14 protein-coding genes are annotated in these 20,071 nt (G+C 46.1%); 6 read left to right on the top strand and 8 right to left on the bottom strand.

Annotated features, from left to right (window positions below; all coding sequences use genetic code 11):
* Positions 1–349 precede the first annotated feature (349 nt).
* Together JMA39_RS16780 and JMA39_RS16775 are read left to right on the top strand one after the other, a co-directional pair.
* Complete coding sequence (locus JMA39_RS16780; RefSeq protein ID WP_202723009.1) at positions 350–1,585, top strand: winged helix-turn-helix domain-containing protein; 1,236 nt, start codon at positions 350–352, stop codon at positions 1,583–1,585.
* Between the two features lie 56 nt (positions 1,586–1,641).
* Entirely contained in the window at positions 1,642–2,484 is an 843-nt protein-coding gene (locus JMA39_RS16775; RefSeq protein ID WP_202723008.1) for a 23S rRNA (adenine(2030)-N(6))-methyltransferase RlmJ, read from the top strand.
* 282 nt (positions 2,485–2,766) lie between these two features.
* Here JMA39_RS16775 and JMA39_RS16770 read toward each other — a convergent pair whose 3' ends face one another.
* Positions 2,767–3,018, bottom strand: a complete 252-nt coding sequence (locus JMA39_RS16770; protein WP_202723007.1) for a hypothetical protein — start codon at positions 3,016–3,018, stop codon at positions 2,767–2,769.
* Between the two features lie 258 nt (positions 3,019–3,276).
* Positions 3,277–4,155, bottom strand: coding sequence for a LysR family transcriptional regulator (locus JMA39_RS16765; protein ID WP_202723006.1), 879 nt, complete (start codon positions 4,153–4,155; stop codon positions 3,277–3,279).
* Positions 4,156–4,260: 105 nt separating this feature from the next.
* Between JMA39_RS16765 and JMA39_RS16760 the strand changes: the two genes are divergently transcribed.
* On the top strand, positions 4,261–5,652 hold the full coding sequence (locus tag JMA39_RS16760) for an MATE family efflux transporter (protein ID WP_202723005.1): 1,392 nt from the start codon (positions 4,261–4,263) through the stop codon (positions 5,650–5,652).
* Here the strand turns inward: JMA39_RS16760 and JMA39_RS16755 are convergent.
* From JMA39_RS16755 to JMA39_RS16745, 3 genes are all read right to left on the bottom strand, one after another.
* Positions 5,649–6,362, bottom strand: coding sequence for a lytic transglycosylase domain-containing protein (locus JMA39_RS16755; RefSeq protein ID WP_202723004.1), 714 nt, complete (start codon positions 6,360–6,362; stop codon positions 5,649–5,651). The genes JMA39_RS16760 and JMA39_RS16755 overlap by 4 nt on opposite strands.
* Positions 6,359–7,381, bottom strand: a complete 1,023-nt coding sequence (locus tag JMA39_RS16750) for a DUF3137 domain-containing protein (protein WP_202723003.1) — start codon at positions 7,379–7,381, stop codon at positions 6,359–6,361. The genes JMA39_RS16755 and JMA39_RS16750 overlap by 4 nt, the downstream gene beginning before the upstream one ends.
* A gap of 87 nt (positions 7,382–7,468) precedes the next feature.
* A complete protein-coding gene (locus tag JMA39_RS16745; RefSeq protein ID WP_202723002.1) occupies positions 7,469–8,038 on the bottom strand; it encodes a LemA family protein in 570 nt (189 codons plus the stop codon).
* Between the two features lie 1,099 nt (positions 8,039–9,137).
* Between JMA39_RS16745 and JMA39_RS16740 the strand changes: the two genes are divergently transcribed.
* On the top strand, positions 9,138–10,757 hold the full coding sequence (locus tag JMA39_RS16740; protein WP_237732875.1) for an AbgT family transporter: 1,620 nt from the start codon (positions 9,138–9,140) through the stop codon (positions 10,755–10,757).
* Positions 10,758–11,279: 522 nt separating this feature from the next.
* Positions 11,280–12,899 (top strand): AbgT family transporter, encoded by a 1,620-nt coding sequence (locus JMA39_RS16735; protein WP_269154456.1) that lies wholly within the window; start codon positions 11,280–11,282, stop codon positions 12,897–12,899.
* Positions 12,900–13,129: 230 nt separating this feature from the next.
* Here the strand turns inward: JMA39_RS16735 and JMA39_RS16730 are convergent, their stop codons facing one another.
* Positions 13,130–14,476, bottom strand: a complete 1,347-nt coding sequence (locus JMA39_RS16730; protein WP_202723001.1) for a permease — start codon at positions 14,474–14,476, stop codon at positions 13,130–13,132.
* Positions 14,477–14,694: 218 nt separating this feature from the next.
* On the opposite strand from JMA39_RS16730, the gene yfcE reads away from it, so the two are divergent.
* Positions 14,695–15,252: a phosphodiesterase gene (gene yfcE, locus JMA39_RS16725; RefSeq protein ID WP_202723000.1), complete on the top strand. Its 558-nt coding sequence runs from the start codon at positions 14,695–14,697 to the stop codon at positions 15,250–15,252.
* A gap of 392 nt (positions 15,253–15,644) precedes the next feature.
* Here yfcE and JMA39_RS16720 read toward each other — a convergent pair whose 3' ends face one another.
* The gene (locus tag JMA39_RS16720) at positions 15,645–18,803 is read right to left on the bottom strand and encodes an efflux RND transporter permease subunit (protein WP_202722999.1); all 3,159 of its coding nucleotides are present in this window, start codon (positions 18,801–18,803) and stop codon (positions 15,645–15,647) included.
* Between the two features lie 12 nt (positions 18,804–18,815).
* The gene (locus JMA39_RS16715) at positions 18,816–19,967 is read right to left on the bottom strand and encodes an efflux RND transporter periplasmic adaptor subunit (protein WP_202722998.1); all 1,152 of its coding nucleotides are present in this window, start codon (positions 19,965–19,967) and stop codon (positions 18,816–18,818) included.
* Positions 19,968–20,071 lie beyond the last annotated feature (104 nt).

Here is a 20,071-nt window from a genome sequence, read left to right as displayed (position 1 = left end):
ATTAGTTATGTCTATCTGGTGAGAAAGTGACGCTAAAGAACCTGTAAATATACGTGTGTTAGCCGTGCTACGGGACACAAGCTTTAGGCAAAGCTGGAACTGGCTCAAAGTTTACGGGCTAAAATTTCCATCGTTTTCAACCTATGCGAGTAGATAACACTGAATTAGTTATGTCTATCTGGTGAGAAAGTGACGCTAAAGAACCTGTAAATATACGTGTGTTAGCCGTGCTACGGGACACAAGCTTTAGGCAAAGCTGGAACTGGCTCAAAGTTTACGGGCTAAAATTTCCATCGTTTTTAACCTAAGAATATACTCAATTAGATATCCATTTTGTTAGAGAATTTTTGTGCAACTCACTCCTAAGTTAAGCTTAAATGTGGCTCAGCAACATCTATTTGATGCTGAAGACTCGTCACGTATTGAACTCAGCTATGCCGAGACCGCAGTGTTGCAACTGATGCTCAAACACCAGGGTACCCTTATCACTCGTGAGGCCTTACTAGAAGCGGGTTGGCACGACAGAGTCGTCTCGCCATCATCACTACAACAATGCATCAGCGTACTGAGAAAAAAGCTAGCGAACTTCCCAGAGATTGAGTTAAAAACTATTCCTCGTCATGGCTATATTCTGCATTTATCAACCACAGAAAAGCCCAACAAAATCACAGCCAAAAATAAGGCTATAGGGCTGTTTTCCATTGCGATTTTCGCCAGCTTATTACTGATGGCTTATGGTTACGCTAGCCATAATCAACCGCCCTACAGTGAAACACAGATCGATAGCCAGTTAAGTCAGGTTAAGGGCGAGATGACACTACTCTCTCCTAGGCAAAGCGAGACAATTTCGACTTCTAAAGCCAATCAAAGACTCAGTAATCAGATAGGTAACGAGTTAGATTGGCAGGCGCCCTTCAAGACGTTTAGCAGCTTTGCTCTACTCACTGAGGAGATGGATAACTTTGCCATCTGCCCCGACTACCAGAATCAAGCCTGTAGCGGTAAACAACTGATAAACATCAGTAGCGAAAAAGGCCATGGTAGCAAACTAGCTCTTTCTGATTTTCTAACGACTAAGATCAGAATGGAGCAGAAAACCTATAACAAGCTAGATCTGCCTGAACTTAGAAAACATCAGGGTGATTTAAAAGAACAGATCTATCATGGTGATCTGTACTTCTCTATTGATGATCACCGCCTCGTTCGCAGTGACATTCGTATTTCACTGGTGGAGCTCGCACCAGACAGTGGCATTTTCTATTTTGCCGCCTGTATTACCGATGAGGACTGCTATACCACACCTATCCGCTACGAGATCCGTGGTCAGTTCAAACGCACCACCGAGAAGTGGCAACAACGTAAGATAGAACGCTTCGATATTGAGGTCAGCAAGACCACTCTCTCCTCCCCTAATGCACTATCTGATACCGCACAGATTATCTATCTCGCCCTAAGAAAGCAGCACCTAACTCAAACAGCGCTAAGTTTCTATCGCGTCTATCAGGACGATGGTACCGCGATTTGGCAACTCCCCTTAGTGAACGACAACATCATGTGGATGCAGCGACAGACACTCAAATTATGATCCCTTGCCTGAGTTGTTATATAATCTAGCCTCTGTTCCTTTAGGCTAAAAACTCAATGTTAAGTTATCGTCACGGCTATCACGCAGGCAATTATGCCGATGTTCTCAAGCACGCTATTTTGCTGCAAGTGCTCAAACTCATGCACAAAAAAGATAAGCCAATGGCTTATATTGACACCCACGCTGGTGCGGGCGGCTATGCGTTAACCGATGAGTTTTCAAAGAAAACCGGTGAATACCTAGACGGTGTTGCCCGACTTTGGGAAAGAACCGATCTACCTGAGTCTTTGGTGCAGTACATCGAAGATGTGAAACACTTCAACCAAGGTAAAGAGGAGTTGGAGTTTTATCCAGGCTCTCCTGCCTTTGTTGATATGAACATGCGTGAAAAAGATCGCATGGTATTGCACGAGCTACATGGCACTGACTACTTAACCCTTGAAGAACAATACGCTGGCGATCGCGCAGTACGCGTAATCAAAGGTGATGGCCTGAAAGGCTTGATCGCAGCGGTGCCACCACTTGAACGTCGCGGCGTGATTCTGGTCGACCCAAGTTACGAGATTAAAACCGACTACCAAGATGTGGCCAAAGCTATTATTAAGGCACATAAGCGCTTTGCTACGGGCGTATACATGCTGTGGTATCCGGTCGTAGACCGTGAGCAAACAGAAGGCATGCTTAAACTGCTTGCCGATAGCGGTATCAAGAATCAGCTACGCATCGAGCAAGCCATCAAGCCTGATAGCAATGAATTTGGTATGACGGCGGCAGGACTGTGGATCATCAACCCACCTTGGCAGTTAGATACCACCGCCAAAGAGATGCTGGATTACTTAGAGCGCCGTCTTGGCCATAACGGTGGCAAGACTATCGTTAAGCAGGAAGTGCCGGAATAAAGAAAAAGCTGAGACGAGGTCGGGCTTCGCCCTGCGAGAGCGTGACTTCGTCACTTCGAGAACGCGACCTTGTCGCTTCTAGGGAAAGCCAAGACGGAAAAGCGTAAAAGATAGGTCCAAGGTGCGAGGTTCTAGGCCCTAGGAAAGCCAAGAGCTAAAAGAACAAGCGGCTTTAGTCTTTGCTGTTAAGCTGTTAGCCTTTCCTAGCAGCCAACTTGTTGGCGTCCTCGTAGGTGCGTAGCACCGTCCTAGCAGTGAGCTTGCGAACGTCCTGTCTTTCGCTTATAAACACTCTTCATCGTCATTAACCTGACGAGTAAACACGCCCAAAATAGCATTGATGATACCGACCTCTGTATCTCTATTATTCGCTGATGCTGAGTTTCCGCCAATCACTTCTCGCTGTTCTCTTTGCTCCGCATTACGGTGAGCACCGCTGACAAAGTCACATCCGGCATTGGCCACAGAGTTTGATGAACACCCCGCTGCCGTTAAGCTCTGTAAAACCAACAACACAACCAAAATCCGTTTCATATTTTTCCCTTCCTAATTAGCCCATTATTAAACCTTAGCACTTTCCAGATCCTAGGTTCTAAGCCCTAGGAAAAGCAAAAGATTTAGAACAGCCTATCTTCAAGTTTGCCTAGCAGGTGCCAAGCACCGCCCTAGAACCTATCAGGACGAAGTCCGTCCTATCAGCGAGCCTGCGAGCGCCCTATCTTTCAAGCAGTGAGCTTGCGAACGTCCTAGAACCTAGGTCCTATCTCCTAGAACCTAGCGCCTATCTTCCCCCTAACTAAGCACCGAATGTAACTCGTCAAACAGCCAGTGCATCACTGGGCCTATCTGCTTATCACGACGATTCACTACGCCCATCTCAACCAGTAACGGCTCGGTGATATATTCGGTCGACAGAGACGCTAGATCGTCTATATACCACTCAGACTTAGCCACATGCTCAGGCACCAATGCCCAGCCAACCCCTTGCAATACTAAGGCGACGATATAGTAGTAACTATCAATATACCAATAGTTAGCAGATAGCGGCTTAGTTTGTGAATGCCCAGCTCTATCGCAAATCGCTAACTGACGATACTGCATCAACTGTTCAAGCGTCGGCGCAGGAACTGCCGCGAGGGGATGTGATGGCGCCACCACTAGACTCTGTTTAAACTGGCCAATAGACATAAACTCTAGCGAGTCAGGCAGTAATAACGTGGCATGAAACATAATGCCAATATCGGCTAACCCTTCATCGACCCAGATAGCAATATCTTCTTGCGAGCCATTAATGATGGTCAGTTTAAGCAATGGAAATTGAGTCGAGATCCGTTGAAACAGGGCTTCAAATGCGTTGACTGGCACCGCCTCATCCATTGCTACCGTTAGCAACACCTCTTCGCCCGAGGTTACCGTCATCGCCCGAGCATTAAGGCGCTGACACTGAGCGAGTACTGATTGCGCCTCAATATACATCTCCTCACCAAGCGGGGTGAGCACTGGCAGTTTTGCACTACGATCAAAAAGCTCGAAGCCAAGTCCCGCCTCCAAGTTACTGATTGCCGTGCTGACCCTAGACTGCGCCTTGCCCATCTTTCTCGCTGCTGCCGAAAATGAACCAAGCTTTACCGAGTTTACAAACGCGTTAAGCTCATCGAGCGTCCAATTCATATCTTTAACCTGCTCATCTATATCTAAAACAGATAGAAACTAACTTTATTCAATCTGAATAACAGAGTAACTTGCCGGGCTTTATTGTTCAATATTGATATCCCCATGTTAGATCCAAGCATCGAAAACACACAGGTTCAGTCTATTAGTCGCACATTTTGGCGCTATACCTTACCAGCCATTGCCGCCATGTTAGTTAACGGTTTATACCAAATCGTTGACGGCATTTTTATCGGCCATTACATAGGCTTTGAAGGACTCGCGGCCATCAATATGGCCTGGCCTGTGATCTACTTTATGGTCGGTTTTGGCATCATGGTGGGCATGGGCAGTGGCAGCTTACTGTCTATTCAGCGGGGAAAAGGCGATACTCGCGCAGCGGCAACCATTTTGACCAGCTGCTTAGTGCTAATGTTAGCGTTAGCGGCTATTTCAACCACTATTCTCAGTGTATTGAGCAGCTTTTTTCTTGAGGCTCAAGGCGGCGCAGGTACAACCTTAGCCATGGCACAAGAATATATTGGCGTGTTCACTTGGGGCGCTGCAATTACTATTATTGCTTCAGCTTTGCCATTACTCATTCGTAACGATGAAAGCCCTAATATCGCCACGGGTTTGATGGTATTAGGTGCTTTTATCAATATTGCACTCGACTACTTGCTGATTGGCGTGTTTGAGCTTGGCCTACTGGGTGCATCTATTGCTACGATCAGTGCTCAAGCAGTTGTGTGTACTTTAGGTCTTGGCTATTTTTGCTCGCGACTAAGCAGTATTAATTGGTCGGCTAAGTTCAACTGGTTTAACGCTTCTTTTGCTAAGCAAATCGTATTATTAGGCTCCTCAAGCCTATTTATGTATCTGTATACCAGCTTTGTGTTTGCATTGCACAACCGACTCTTTACCGAATATGGCACACCACTCACAGTGGGGGCTTTCGCCATTGTTGGCTACCTTATGGTGCTTTATTACCTCGTTGCCGAAGGCGTGGCCGAGGGTATGCAGCCTCCCGTCAGCTATTACTACGGTGCAGAGCAACACGAGAATATTAGCAAGATGCTTAAGTTATCGGTAAAGGTGACCTTAATCGCTGGTACCAGCTGGGTGTTACTACTCAATGCGATACCTGAAACTATGGTGGGGTTATTCAATAACAGTGATAGTGAACTAATTGCAACCGCCATTGATGGTATCAAAATGCATCTGTTTGCTATGCCGCTAGACGGTTTTATTGCGCTTTCATCTGTGTACTTTATGGCGACTAATCAAGGCGTCAAAGCGCTGGTTATCGCTTGCGGCAATATGCTTATTCAACTGCCATTCTTGATGATTCTACCTAAGTTTTTGGGCGTCGACGGAGTGTGGATGGCGATGCCGCTTTCTAACATTGCCCTGTGTCTTATTGTAGTGCCAATGGTCTGGTTAGACGTTAAGTCGAGAGGTAAGCGAATACGTCAACCTACTATGGATACGGCTAATACAGAAGCACTCGCGAGCTAAGTATTGCGGTAGCGCTTGAGCAAGATCTGCACTCGCTCAACATAGGCCTGCGTTTCGGGAAAAGGCGGCACGCCATTATATTGCTCGACCCGAGAAGCGCCGGCGTTATAGGCTGCGCAGGCCAAGACGATGTCGCCATTAAAGCGTTTCAATAACTGAGCTAGGTAACGGCTACCCGCTAGGATATTTTGTTCGGGGTGAAAAGCATCACTCACTCCCAGCTCATTAGCCGTTGCAGGCATCAGCTGCATTAACCCCTGCGCTCCCGTTTTAGACACAGCTGCCGCCTTGAAAGCCGACTCGGCATGGATCACCGCCCTAATAAGTGCAGGTTCTAGTTGACTCTCTCTAGCAGCCATAGCGATCTGCTGCTGGTATTTGGAGGTAAACAGCGGAATTGCATTCCAGTTGATATTGGATAGAGGCTTGCAGGCATAGCAATCGAACAGCAGCACCTGATAATGCCCCTGCTGCGGCGCATGATCGGAAAACACCAGCCCACCACTCGCACTGATATAGTGATAAACCTTCTCGCCTTGGTCCAAGGTCACTCCAGTAGCTTGAGAGGCGTTGTGCACAGCATTATTAGAGACGGCTTTGCCCAGCACGCCCTTATTCGACGGCTTAGCGACAAAATGAGGCTTACTCGTCTCAGCGACTGCAGCCGCTGAAATGCATAGCAAACCTATCAGCACTCCCTGCTTCATCATAATCCAGTCTTTTGCTCCAATTGCAGTACATCAACTATAGCAAATAACTGCTTCATCTCTTTATTGATCTGACTGAATTCGTACTCGAATGTTGCCGGCTTGAAGATGGATGCCATCTCGAAACGATTCTCCTTACTACCTAGCATGATCAACAGCTTATTACGATAGAAGGCGCATTGGATCTTATTGCCAAAACTGGCCGATAGCTCCTGCAGTCGCTCCATAAAGCTTACGGTTAACAGATAACGCGCCTCAATTTGATCGGTAGAGAACACATCAAACTGCTTCTCGAAGATAGGGTCTTCAAGCTTTACTCGCTCCAAGCCCTTAAAAGAGTCAGACAAGAAATTGACCAAACCACCACGACTCTTCACCACCACGGTATGGCCGCGAAAATCCTTGTGGCTACTCAGTTCAATCATCACCCCCTTAAAGACGGTAACGGTATCGGTATTTTTATCACGCTTAACCTGTTTGGTTAGGTGTAACTCATTTATGGCGATCTCAATATTCGTATAGGTGCCCTGCACATAGTCATCAAAATTAGCCGCATCATAATAAGGCAATAACTTTGATGCCTTAAGCGTAGCAAGGCTCATCTTATGCTCTCGGCAAAAGATAAAGTCATGCCCAAAGTACTTAAAAATTAGTGGGTAAATTCTCTGCTTCACATCAGTTTTATAATGCTTAATCGGATTGAATACCCACCAAGCAAATGGCAATACCAGTACCACTAAGCCGATAAGGTAGAAAAACATAGGATCTGAAACATTTAAGTAAGGCATAAACATAAATGCTAAGGCCACGATAACAACATAAATAGCGCTGCAGAGATATAGACGCTGGCGACAGGACTTAAGACTCGCCACTCGTGCATTTTCGAACTTGCTGGTCAGTGGTTCAAGGTGCTGTTGATAATACTGTTTAAAGTCTGCAAGCTCGTTTGGGGCTGCGGTTAAGTTATTACGATTACGGATAGGCTTTATCGGTGCGCCAAATAGAAAGCTAAAGATATTCATTTTGTTGCCAATCTACTCCAAGCAATTTAATAACGAATTGCTGCCGCAGTGCAGGGGCATTACGGCAATCACTCAGTAAAATCAGAGTTACTTTAAGTAATCGGCTGCATCAACCGGAGCTTTGGAGCTCTCATCAGCTTCATAGAAAGGCATCACCTTCACACTCGCCATTGAAGCGATGATAGATCCGGGAAAAATCTCAACGGCGGTATTAAGCTCTGATACTGCAGAGTTGTAAAAACGGCGGGCGGCAGACAGTTGAGCCTCAACTTCATTATAGGTCTGCATCGCTTGTAACATGGTATTGTCTGACTTCAGCTCTGGATAGTTTTCAACACTGACCATCAGCTGAGACATCTTTTGATTGAGCTTCTCAGAGACTTCAAGGTGAGCTTTTACGGCGTTTGGATCAACACTGTCATAGCCTTTGGTAACTAAGGCCCTTAACTCAGTGATCTCAGTCAACAGTGACTTCTCATGATCCATATACTTTTGCGCGATTTTGAGAATATTAGGGACTAAATTAGAGCGTTTCTTTAACTGAACGTCTATGCCTGACAGTGCTTCCCGTCCCGTATTACGTTTTTTAATTAAGCTCACATACCAAAGATAGGCAATAATCACGACTAAGCCTGACCCCAATAATAACCCTTCCATCTGTGCTTCCTATTTTTCTTTTTATTTAAATAGCTTCGCTCTCGTCCATAGCAACAGATTTAAACGAAAAAATGATTACGCTCTCCTCTGTTAACCCATACTGTTACTTATTTAAGCAACGAAATCTAGCCTCAACACCAGATAACCCCGTCAATTCACAGTGTTACTTTTTAACCTAAGCTGCAAGAAACTTGAAAAATATGCTCTGAAAATCCCAAAGATGCACTAACTTATCTAACCTTAACGAATTAAATTATCTTAGCAGCGCCTAAATACAGACAGCGTACACTATCTGCTCAACGAAAATAATTATTACCTTAAAAATCAGTAGATAATAACAAAATGTAGCGAGTGTTTTTTTAAACAGCTTAAAAATTATCTAAGGCCTTATGTCCCTAAAAAACACTCAACTAATTAAAATTATTAATACTTTTGCTTAACTCTAGGCTTACTCTGTCGTTTGCAGCATTTTATTTCACACAATCTTTAATCCTTCCCATTACTATCGCAGCTTTTTTAATGCTCATTAATCATTCAGCTTAAGTTCAGTATCCCCTAGCTATAGTAATCACATCCTTTAGGAAAACGTTCAACCTAATCATCCCCTTTGGACTCATTCAACATGAGTCCTTTTTTTGCCTGCGATTTACAAAATAGTCTTTCAGATTAGAGAATTACCACTACGATGGTTTTAACCAAAGAAGGTTAACAAGAGTTAATCAAAGTCGTTTTCACCGTTCAGCATTGATACAGCTAACCCTAGTTATAGTAATCTCAATCCCAACGGATACAGCTAATCAATCCCTTTTGGACTCATCCTATATGAGTCCTTTTTTTTACCTAAAAATAACCTAAGACATTCCCATTTCAATCACGCTCAACATATAGCAAAGCCCCATTGGCACTCATGTTCCCCCGCTATTAGGTTATTAACAAAACTGCCAATTTAAGGTTTAATTAATTTTTCTTATCCATCATGCTACATTGGATTAGCAATTATTTAATGCAATTGGCACAAACATAGCCCCACAATAGCTGTCACTCCAGTACACAGAACTACAAAAATAACAAAACGAAAAGCATATTGAAGGAAGACACTATGAGCAGTAATGACGGCGATAGCTTGCCTTTATCTAGCCAAGCCCCCTTAGAGCCCAGTAACAAACCTAATGGTTTATTTGTTCGCTTCCTAAACGTGGTTGAACGTCTCGGTAATTTGCTTCCTCACCCCATTACGCTATTTGCACTATTCTGCGCGGCAGTTGTGGTGATCAGCGGCATTGCTGGCTATTTCGAATTAACCGTAGTGGACCCAAGGCCCGAAGGCGCATCTGGCCGCAGCAGCGATGGTCTCATTCATGTTGTCAGTCTGATGAACGCTGAAGGCCTGAGAATGATCGTCTCCAATTTGGTGACTAACTTCACAGGCTTTACCCCTCTTGGCACTGTACTTGTCGCCCTACTCGGTGTCGGTATTGCCGATCGCTCTGGTTTATTATCAGCCGCAATGCGTACCTTAGTGATGGGCGCATCTAAGCGCTTAGTCACATTAACCTTAGTGTTTGCAGGTATCGTTTCCAATACTGCATCAGAGCTCGGATATGTGGTACTAATCCCGATGGCTGCAATGATCTTCCACTCATTAGGTCGTCACCCACTTGCGGGTCTAGCTGCTGCATTTGCTGGTGTATCAGGTGGTTACAGCGCAAACTTACTGCTCGGTACCGTCGACCCACTACTGTCAGGGATCACCGAAGCTGCCGCGCAAATGATCGACCCCGACTACATCGTTGGCCCCGAGGTAAACTGGTACTTCATGTTTGTCTCCACCTTCTTAATCACCTTTCTTGGCGCATTCGTTACCGAAAAAATCGTCGAGCCTAAACTCGGTAAATATGATGTTAGCGAGGCGGCAATCGACCTTAGCGAACAGAAAATGGATAGCGTAACAGCCGTTGAAAAGAAAGGATTAAAAGCTGCAGGCTTAGCCATTTTAGCTATGTTAGCAGTGTTAGCACTCACCATCATTCCAGAGGGTGCCCCTCTTAGAAACCCAGAAACAGGTCTAGTTGCTGGTTCTCCATTCTTAAAGGGAATAGTGGCCTTTATCTTCATCTGCTTTGCCATTCCTGGACTGGTTTATGGCCGTGTTGTAGGCACCATGAAACGCGATATCGATGTGATCAACGCCATGTCACACAGCATGAGCAGCATGGGTATGTATATCGTGTTGGTATTCTTCGCCTCTCAGTTTGTTGCCTTCTTTAAGTGGACTAACCTAGGTGCAGTACTCGCAGTATCGGGCGCCGATGCGCTAAATGCTGTCGGCCTCACCGGACCATTAGTATTTGTCCTGTTTATTATGATGTGTGGCTTTATCAACTTGATGCTAGGTAGTGCTTCGGCTCAGTGGGCAGTTACCGCGCCTATCTTCGTTCCTATGTTGATGTTGGTGGGCTATGCACCTGAAACCATTCAGGCGGCTTATCGAATTGGTGACTCGGTCACTAACCTTATCACTCCTATGATGAGTTACTTTGGTCTGATCTTGGCGGTAGCTTCGCAATATAAGAAGAACCTCGGCATAGGCACCTTAGTCGCAACTATGCTGCCTTACTCTATTGTGTTCTTTATCGGTTGGACCTGTTTCTTCTTTATCTGGGTCTTTGGATTTGGATTGCCTGTAGGGCCAGGCTCTGCAACTTATTACACGCCTTAAAAGATAGACTAAGACGAGGTCGGGCTTCGCCCTACGAAGACGCGACCTTGTCGCTTCTAGGAAAGGATTAAAAGATAGGTCCTAGGTGCTAGGACCTAGGAAAGCCAAGAGCTAAAAGAACAAGCGGTTTTAGTCTTTGCTGTTAAGCATTAGCTTTTCCTAGCAGCCAACGTGTTGGCGTCCTCGCAGTGAGCCTACGAATGCCCTAGTTCCTATCCCCTAGCAGTGTACTCGCTGTTATGACAGCCATTTTATAGCTCTGTGTATCAAAGCCTGCCCATCACTAATAGCCTTTTCTCTACAAAGCCGTGCTGCTGGTCACTATTGCGCCTCCTGCCTTATTAATAAGCAATTCATTTAAGGTTCAATTAATTTTTCTTATCCATGATGCCTGCACCTTCAATTTAATAGAAGTCAGCACCATAGCGCTAATTAGTCGCGATTCCTGCCACAGATAAGCCAATAACAAATACAACATATATAACAAAACAAATAATAAGAACATCTTGTAAGGAAGAAACCATGAGCAGCAATAACGGCGATAGCTTACCTATGTCAAGCGACGCCTCATCAGATCCTAATAATCAACCCAGTGGTTGGTTTGTCCGCTTTCTTAACGTGGTTGAAAGACTCGGAAACCTATTACCTCACCCTATTACCCTTTTCGTAATTTTTTGTGCCGCAGTTATCGTCATCAGTGGCATAGCGGGCTATTTTGATTTAAGCGTTGTAGACCCCAGACCTGAAGGTGCCTCAGGGCGCAGCGCCGATGGTCTTATTCATGTTGTCAGCCTGATGAATGCCGAAGGCCTGAGAATGATCGTCTCCAATTTGGTGACGAATTTCACAGGCTTCACACCATTAGGCACCGTATTAGTCGCCTTGCTGGGTGTCGGTATTGCCGATCGCTCAGGCTTGCTATCGGCTGCTATGCGCTCATTGGTTATGGGCACCTCTAAACGTTTGGTGACACTCACCATTGTATTTGCCGGCATCGTCTCAAATACCGCAGCAGAGCTGGGATATGTAGTACTTATCCCGATGGCAGCAATGATTTTCCACTCTTTAGGTCGTCACCCACTTGCGGGACTCGCAGCTGCATTTGCCGGTGTGTCGGGTGGTTACAGCGCAAACTTATTACTTGGTACTGTCGACCCATTGTTATCAGGGATTACTGAAGCCGCTGCGCAAATGATTGATCCAGATTACACCGTCGGCCCAGAAGCGAACTGGTACTTCATGTTTGCTTCCACCTTCCTCATCACTATTTTAGGGGCGTTCGTTACCGAGAGAATTGTTGAGCCCAAGCTTGGAAAGTATGATCCTAGCGAGGCCGCTAACAATCTTGGCGAACAAAAAATGGAGGGGATCAGCGCGATTGAAAAACGCGGCCTAAAAGCGGCAGGTATTGCCATTTTAATCATGTCAGCACTATTGGCTCTGACAGTTATTCCAGAGGGGGCTCCCCTTAGAAACCCTGAAACGGGATTAGTGTCAGGCTCTCCCTTCTTAAAGGGGATCGTTGCCTTTATCTTTATCTGCTTTGCCATTCCAGGGTTAGTTTATGGCCGTATTGTTGGCACCATGAAGCGTGATGTGGATGTGATCAACGCCATGTCTCACAGCATGAGTAGCATGGGCATGTACATTGTTTTAGTATTCTTTGCCTCACAGTTTGTCGCTTTCTTTACCTGGACAAACTTAGGCTCAGTATTAGCGGTTGCTGGAGCTGACGCATTACAAGCAATCGGTCTAACTGGCCCCTTAGTTTTCGTTATTTTCATTGCAATGTGCGGTTTCATTAACTTAATGTTAGGCAGCGCATCAGCACAGTGGGCAGTAACTGCGCCTGTATTCGTACCTATGTTAATGCTAGTTGGCTATGCACCTGAAACCATCCAGGCTGCTTACCGAATCGGTGACTCAGTAACGAACCTAATCACGCCAATGATGAGCTACTTTGGTCTTATTTTGGCCGTCGCCTCTCAGTATAATAAAAATCTCGGAATCGGTACCTTAATCGCTACCATGCTACCTTACACTATCGTGTTCTTTATCGGTTGGACGAGCTTCTTCTTTATCTGGGTATTTGGATTTGGATTACCAGTCGGGCCTGGGGCTGCAATTTATTACACGCCTTAGAAGATAGGTTATAGGAAAGGCTAAGACGAGGTCGGGCTCGCGCGACTTCGTCACTTCTAGATAAGGCTAAGACGGAAAGGAGTAAAAGATAGGACCTAGGTTCGAGGTTCTAGGAAAAGCAGAGATAGTAAAGCACAAGATGTAGCGCTGTTATCTTTAAGCTTTTCCTCGCAGGTGCGTAGCATCGACCTAGAAGTGCACCTGCGAACGTCCTAGTATCTAGAACCTTCTCAGCTCTTACCTAAACGATAATACCAAATAGATAGGGGGATAAAGATAACATTCATCATGGTGGTGAAATTCCAGCCCAAGCCACTTTGATGCAAAGTTCGTATAGTCTCTTTCGAGGCCGACCAATCTACATTCATATAGATCAAATCAATGATGATACCCGTCGCAAGTATACTCAAAAATAACAGTGCTCCTATCCAACGTGCCGGTTTAACCCCGTAGTATTTAGCATAAACTCCCAACATCGGAATGGTTAGTACATCAGCCAAGATAAAGCCGATAACACCACCAAACGAAATGCCGCCATGCCATAGCGCTGCCGCTAATAATAAATTTCCCACAGAACACACATAAGCAATAATCGCGACAAAAATCCCCACCAGCACATCCAGTAAAGAGTGCAGCCATGCAGGTAAGTTAACCTGACTACTGATAAGTAACTCTCGCCACCAATCTGCAGGAACCAAAGCAATCAATACCGATGATATAACGACACCGATGATGATATCTTTACCTATCATGCCTAAATCCATATAGAAATAACCCGCACTGCGGCGCACCTTGTCCATATAGCTAGGCTCAGTTGCTTTGCTTTGTGCAGAATCACCTCCAGACATATCGGCACCACATTTACCTGCACCGCATTTCATCTCTTTAACGCTGTTATTTGAGCTGGGGCTTGAATCTGTAATTGAAGACGGTTCTGGGTCTGAAGGCGCTTTAGTCATACCCGGCATATCTGCCCCACATTTCATTTCTGCATCATTCTTTTGTGAGTTTGAACTAGCAGTAGGGCTTGAGCTAGGCATAGGGTTTGTCGTTGCTTTAGTCATACCCGGCATTGCCGCACCACACTTCATCTCTGTCGAAGCGCCCCTCTCTTCCGCCTGTAATTTGTCACGCAATGCTCGAGACTGCGCCTTGGGATAGAAACGAAATATAAAGCCCACGATAACGACGAGCAACAGGCCACCACTTATTTCACCCCACAAGAACTGCCAACCTAGCAGCGAAACCAGCACGATAAACATTTCTAAAATCAGATTGGTACTCGCGACGAGAAAAGCCATAGAATTGGCTAAGGTGGCATGCTTAATCAATAGCGTTTTAGACATGGATGCCGCAGCATAGGAACAAGAGGAAGAAACCATACCCAAAAGGGTGGTCAGCATAAGGCTTCTACCATTCGTTTTGCCTAAGTGCTTCACCACGACATCGAGAGGCAGGATGTTACGTAGCACTGATGAGAGCATTAATCCAAAAGCTAACGGCCAGTAAATTTGCCACACCATACCACTAAGCGTACTAAGTACATGCCAGATTAGCTCGAATAAATTCTGTATCATATTCGCCTCTATCTATTCAGTTAGTTGGCTGTCATGCGAGAGTATTGCTGATTAAAACGACTCATTACCGCTAGCAAGAGATGCTAAGTTCTCCACAACAATGTCTGTGATTATTCTAGTAGACTCTAGCTGTTCCATCGATTTTTGGCTGTTAAGTTTTATTATTACTACAAACAAGACTATATTGACGATCTGTTTTATTACTCTAGTCATAGCCCATGAAACTTTTTATCGCCTCAGATCTACACGGCTCTCTTTCAGCCACTCAAGCCATGCTGACCCGCTTTGAGCAATCCGGTGCTAGCTATCTGATCTTGCTTGGAGATTTGCTTAATCACGGTCCACGCAACGCTATTCCAGAAGGATATGCTCCTGCCGCCTTGGCCGATACACTAAACACCTATGCCGATAAGATTATTGCTGTTCGTGGTAACTGCGACAGCGAAGTCGATCAGATGCTGCTGCAATTTCCAATTACCGAGACATGCGCTCAAGTATTGATGCCGCAAATGCGCTTATTCCTGACCCATGGGCATGTTTACGGCCCTGATAAGCGACCACCACTGCAAGCGGGGGATGCGTTACTCTATGGTCACACTCATATTGCTGTAGCTGAATATCGCGATGATATATTGCTGTTCAATCCTGGCTCAACCACGATTCCACGCAATGACGGCCGAGCCTCATACGGCTTGATCACACCAACTGAGTGTCAGGTACGTGCAATCGATAACGACGAACTATTGTTAAGCTGCCCAATTCATCACAGGTTGTAGGGAAAATAGAGACGAGGACGGGCTTCGCCCTGCGAGATGTGACTGCGTCACTTCGAGAAAAGGCCAAGACGGAAAGGATTAAAGGATAGGACCTAGTTTCGAGGTTCGAGGTGCTAGGTTCTAGGAAAAGCTTAAAAGATAGGTTCTAGGTGCTAGGCCCTAGGAAAAGCCAAGATTTAAAAGAGACAAGCAACGCATTCAGGCTTCATTAATCGGCTTTAGTCTTTGCTTTTAAGCTGTTAGCTTTTCCTAGCAGCCAACTTGTTGGCGTCCTAGCAGTGAGCCTGCGAACGTCCTAGATCCTATCAGGACGAAGTCCGTCCTATCTTTTAATAACAAAAAGCCCAGCATCTGCTGGGCTTTTTAGTGTTTAGCGCGTTAGCGATACAAGATTACTTATTCGCTTTTGCTGCTTTAGCTTCTGCCTTAGCGGCTTTCGCTGCATCTCGTTCGCGCTTACTGAACATACGCTCAACAATCACGAAGAATAGCGGCACGAAGAAGATACCTAGGAAGGTAGAACTTAACATACCACCCACAACACCAGTACCGATTGCGTTCTGTGCTCCTGAGCCTACACCCGTACTAATGGCTAACGGCACAACACCTAAACCGAAGGCCAGTGAGGTCATCAGAATTGGACGTAAACGTACACGTACCGCATGCAAGGTTGCCTCAGTCAAAGTGGCACCTTTCTCATAGTATTCCTTAGCGAACTCTACAATCAAGATAGCATTCTTAGTCGCTAGACCCACTGTGGTCAATAGACCCACCTGGAAGAACACGTCGTTATTGAGGCCACGACCATAGGTTGCCAGCAACGCGCCGATAATCCCTAATGGAACCACCAGAATAACTGAGAACGGTACTGACCAGCTCTCGTAAAGTGCCGCTAGAACAAGGAACACCACAAGGATAGACAAGGCATATAGCATAGGTGCCTGGTTACCCGACAGACGTTCTTCATAAGACAAACCATTCCAAGCAATACCAAAACCTGCTGGTAACTTACCCGCCATAGTTTCAAGGCTATCCATGGCTTCACCGGTACTATATCCAGGCACTGTCGCACCTTGAATGTTTACCGCTGGCACACCACCAAAACGCTCTAGACGCGGAGCACCAAACTCCCACGAACCCGTTGCGAAAGCGGAGAAAGGCACCATCTCACCTTCATTATTGCGCACAAACCACTTGTCTAGATCTTCTGGCTGCATACGCGACTCAGCTTCACCTTGGACAAATACCTTTTTAACGCGACCACGGTCGATATAGTCATTCACATAACTACCACCCCAAGCCGTTGCCAATACGCTGTTCACATCATTGATGCTAAGGCCTAAAGCACGTAGCTTGGCATGATCGACATTTAGCTTGTACTGCGGCGCATCTTCCTGACCATTAGGACGCACACCCACTAAGTTAGGGTCTTGTCCTGCCATCCCCAGCAGCTGGTTACGAGCAGCGATCAGCGCATCATGGCCTTGACCGTTCTTATCTTGTAAGAACAGGTCGAAACCACCCGCAGTACCCAACTCCAATACCGCTGGCGGTACGAAGGCAAATACGAAGGCTTCTTTAATCGACATAAAGTAACCCATAGCGCGGTTAGCAATCGACTGCACATCCTGACCTGGTTTAGTACGCTCATCCCATGGCTTTAAGCCAATGAAGGCGATACCCATGTTCTGACCCATACCAGCGAAACTGAAGCCAGAAACCGCAAATACAGATTGGACGTTTTCCTTTTCAGATTCCAGCAGATAGTCAGTCACTTTATCCATGACTTTCATAGTGCTTTCTTGGGTCGAGTTAGCTGGTAGCATTACCTGAGTAAAAATAACACCCTGATCTTCATCTGGTAAAAATGCCGTCGGTAAGCGTAAGAATACCCAAGCGGTTGCAACCACGAGTGCCAAATAAATAACAAACACACGGCCAGTACGCTTGATAATTGTGGCTACGCTCGACTCATAGCGTGCGGTCAAGCTATCAAATGTACGGTTAAACCAACCAAAGAAACCTTTGTCGGTATGCGCATGACCTTTTTTCACAGGTTTGAGCATAGTCGCACATAGTGCAGGCGTCAGAACCACCGCTACCAATACCGACAGCGCCATAGCTGACACGATAGTGATAGAGAACTGGCGATAAATAACACCAGTAGAGCCTGACATAAATGCCATAGGCACAAATACCGCTGACAGGGTCAAACCAATACCCACCAAGGCACCAGTGATTTGATCCATCGACTTACGAGTCGCTTCCAGTGGGCTACAACCCTCCTCAGACATAACCCGCTCAACGTTCTCTACAACAACGATGGCGTCATCCACCAGTAGACCGATGGCCAGTACCATGGCGAACATGGTCAAAGTATTGATCGAGAAGCCAGTTACCGCCAAGATACCGAACGTACCTAGCAATACAACAGGTACCGCAATCATAGGGATTAGTGTTGCGCGGAAGTTTTGTAGAAACAGGTACATGATAAAAAATACCAAGACTACAGCTTCTAGCAGCGTCATCACCACGCCTTCGATAGACTTGCTCACGAATGGTGTCGTATCGAATGGTAGAACGACATCCAATCCTTGTGGGAAGAATGGCTTCATCTCGTCAATTTGAGCCATAACAGCGGCAGCGGTATCCAGTGCGTTAGCACCAGCTGCTAACTGAATCGCCATACCAGATGCAGGCTTACCATTGTAGAAAGAGTTCACCATGTAGTTTTCTGCGCCGACTTCCACCTGCGCAACATCACTAAGGAATACCTTGGCGCCACTCACGTCAGATTTCAGTACGATCTGCTCAAACTCTTCAGGTGTTTGTAGACGGCTCTGAGCAGAAATAGTGGCGTTAAGCTCTTGGCCTTTCACAGAAGGTGAACCACCTAACTGACCAGCTGAAACTTGCGCATTTTGCTCACGAATCGCCATCACCACATCGGCACTCGTCAGCGAGTATTGTTTCAGCTTCATTGGATCTAACCAGATACGCATCGCATACTGGGCACCAAACAGCTGAATATCACCCACACCAGCAACACGGCTCATCGGGTCTTGAATATTGGCTGCCACGTAGTCGGAGATATCCGACTTATCCATGCTGCCATCTTCAGAAACAAAGCCCAATACCATTAAGAAACCGGCACTGGTTTTCGCTACGCTCACACCTTGCGCCTGTACTTCTTGTGGCAACAAAGGCATCGCTAGCTGCAGCTTGTTCTGCACCTGTACCTGAGCGATGTCACCATCGGCTTCAGCGTTAAAGGTTAAGGTGATTTCCGCATTACCAAAGCTGTCACTCGTTGATTTGATATAGCGCAGATGGTCAAGACCTGTCATACGCTGCTCAATCACCTGAGTCACTGTATCTTCTACCGTTTTGGCAGAAGCACCTGGATAGTTAGCGGTAATGGCCACCGTTGGCGGCGCAATACTGGGATACTGAGATACGGGAAGGCCCTTAATGGCCATCAGTCCCGCCAGCATAATAATAATGGCGATCACCCAAGCAAAAATGGGGCGATCGATAAAATAACGTGCCATAAACCTGCCCTATTATTCCGCTTGAGCTTTCGCTTCAGAAATTAACTGAGGTGCAACTGGCGCACCTGGACGTATTTTCTGTAACCCCTCAACAATCAGTTGGTCGCCAGCTTCTAAGCCTTTGGTGACCAGCCATTGGTTATCAATCACTTCGGCAGTCGTTACAATACGCGACTCAACCTTGTTCTCAGCATTGACCACCATAGCAATACCCTGCCCTTTAGGGTTACGGGTTACGGCTTTTTGCGGTACCAAAATCGCCTTAGGGTCGGTTCCGACAGTCAGTACTGTGCGAACAAACATACCCGGCAGTAACAGACCATCTGGATTAGGGAACTCAGCACGTAGTACCACGGCACCCGTGTTTTCATCTACAGTGACTTCAGCAAACTGCAGCTTACCTTTATGACTATAAGGAGTGCCATCTTCCAAGAATAGGGCTACAGGAGCAGTATCATCGTGCAACAACTGACCACTGGCGATACGCTGTTTCAGACGCAGCATTTGAGTGCTCGATTGCACGATATCGACATTAATTGGATCCAGCTGTGAGATATTGGCTAATGCCTGTGCTTGACCAGCACCGACTAGGGCACCCGCTGTCACATTAGATTTACCAATACGTCCAGCAATCGGCGCTTCAACTTTAGTGTATGCTAAGTTGATTTCAGCAGTGTTAATTGCCGCTTTTGCGACAGCAACACTGGCTTTAGCTTCCAGATAGTTAGCTTCAGCAGTATCGAAGTCTTGCTGACTAATTGATTTGCTTTTAATCAATGAGCTGAAACGCTCTGCCGTAGCCTTAGTCGATGTTAAGGCGGCTTGCGCGCGCTGTAACTCAGCCTTCGCACTCACTAATGCAGCTTCATACTGTGACGCATCAATTTGATACAGTGACTGACCTTTTTGGACGACTCCACCCTCGTTAAAGCTACGAGCGAGTATAATTCCACCAACCTGCGGACGAACTTCAGCCTCTAAATACGCACGGCTGCGACCTGGCAACTCTAAGGTGATCTCCTGAGGTTGAGTGGTCACTTTAATGACGCTTACTGGCACACTTTGTGGACCTGCGGCCTTGCCAGTCCCTTCAGTTTTTTGCTCACAGCCAGTTATCCATAACGCCACACTTAAAACAGAGGCAATTTTCACTATTTGCCGCATGAGAACTCCTAATAAAAGCCATCTACTCGGTAATCTTTTTGAAAGCAGAAAGTGCCGTCAAACCCACCTTTGGAAGCATAATTTTTTGTCGAATATTTAACGCA

The organism is Shewanella schlegeliana (assembly GCF_016765635.1).
Taxonomy (GTDB): Bacteria; Pseudomonadota; Gammaproteobacteria; order Enterobacterales; family Shewanellaceae; genus Shewanella; species Shewanella schlegeliana.
This window is presented reverse-complemented; position numbering and strand designations above follow the sequence as displayed.

Bases quoted from the DNA above. Each gene is read 5' to 3' on its own strand.
- JMA39_RS16745 (WP_202723002.1), bottom strand. From the start codon at position 8,038: ATGGAAGGGTTATTATTGGGGTCAGGCTTAGTCGTGATTATTGCCTAT.
- JMA39_RS16750 (WP_202723003.1), bottom strand. From the start codon at position 7,381: ATGAATATCTTTAGCTTTCTATTTGGCGCACCGATAAAGCCTATCCGT.
- yfcE (WP_202723000.1), top strand. From the start codon at position 14,695: ATGAAACTTTTTATCGCCTCAGATCTACACGGCTCTCTTTCAGCCACT.
- JMA39_RS16755 (WP_202723004.1), bottom strand. From the start codon at position 6,362: ATGATGAAGCAGGGAGTGCTGATAGGTTTGCTATGCATTTCAGCGGCT.
- JMA39_RS16735 (WP_269154456.1), top strand. From the start codon at position 11,280: ATGAGCAGCAATAACGGCGATAGCTTACCTATGTCAAGCGACGCCTCA.
- JMA39_RS16730 (WP_202723001.1), bottom strand. From the start codon at position 14,476: ATGATACAGAATTTATTCGAGCTAATCTGGCATGTACTTAGTACGCTT.
- JMA39_RS16715 (WP_202722998.1), bottom strand. From the start codon at position 19,967: ATGCGGCAAATAGTGAAAATTGCCTCTGTTTTAAGTGTGGCGTTATGG.
- JMA39_RS16775 (WP_202723008.1), top strand. From the start codon at position 1,642: ATGTTAAGTTATCGTCACGGCTATCACGCAGGCAATTATGCCGATGTT.
- JMA39_RS16770 (WP_202723007.1), bottom strand. From the start codon at position 3,018: ATGAAACGGATTTTGGTTGTGTTGTTGGTTTTACAGAGCTTAACGGCA.
- JMA39_RS16760 (WP_202723005.1), top strand. From the start codon at position 4,261: ATGTTAGATCCAAGCATCGAAAACACACAGGTTCAGTCTATTAGTCGC.
- JMA39_RS16720 (WP_202722999.1), bottom strand. From the start codon at position 18,803: ATGGCACGTTATTTTATCGATCGCCCCATTTTTGCTTGGGTGATCGCC.
- JMA39_RS16740 (WP_237732875.1), top strand. From the start codon at position 9,138: ATGAGCAGTAATGACGGCGATAGCTTGCCTTTATCTAGCCAAGCCCCC.
- JMA39_RS16765 (WP_202723006.1), bottom strand. From the start codon at position 4,155: ATGAATTGGACGCTCGATGAGCTTAACGCGTTTGTAAACTCGGTAAAG.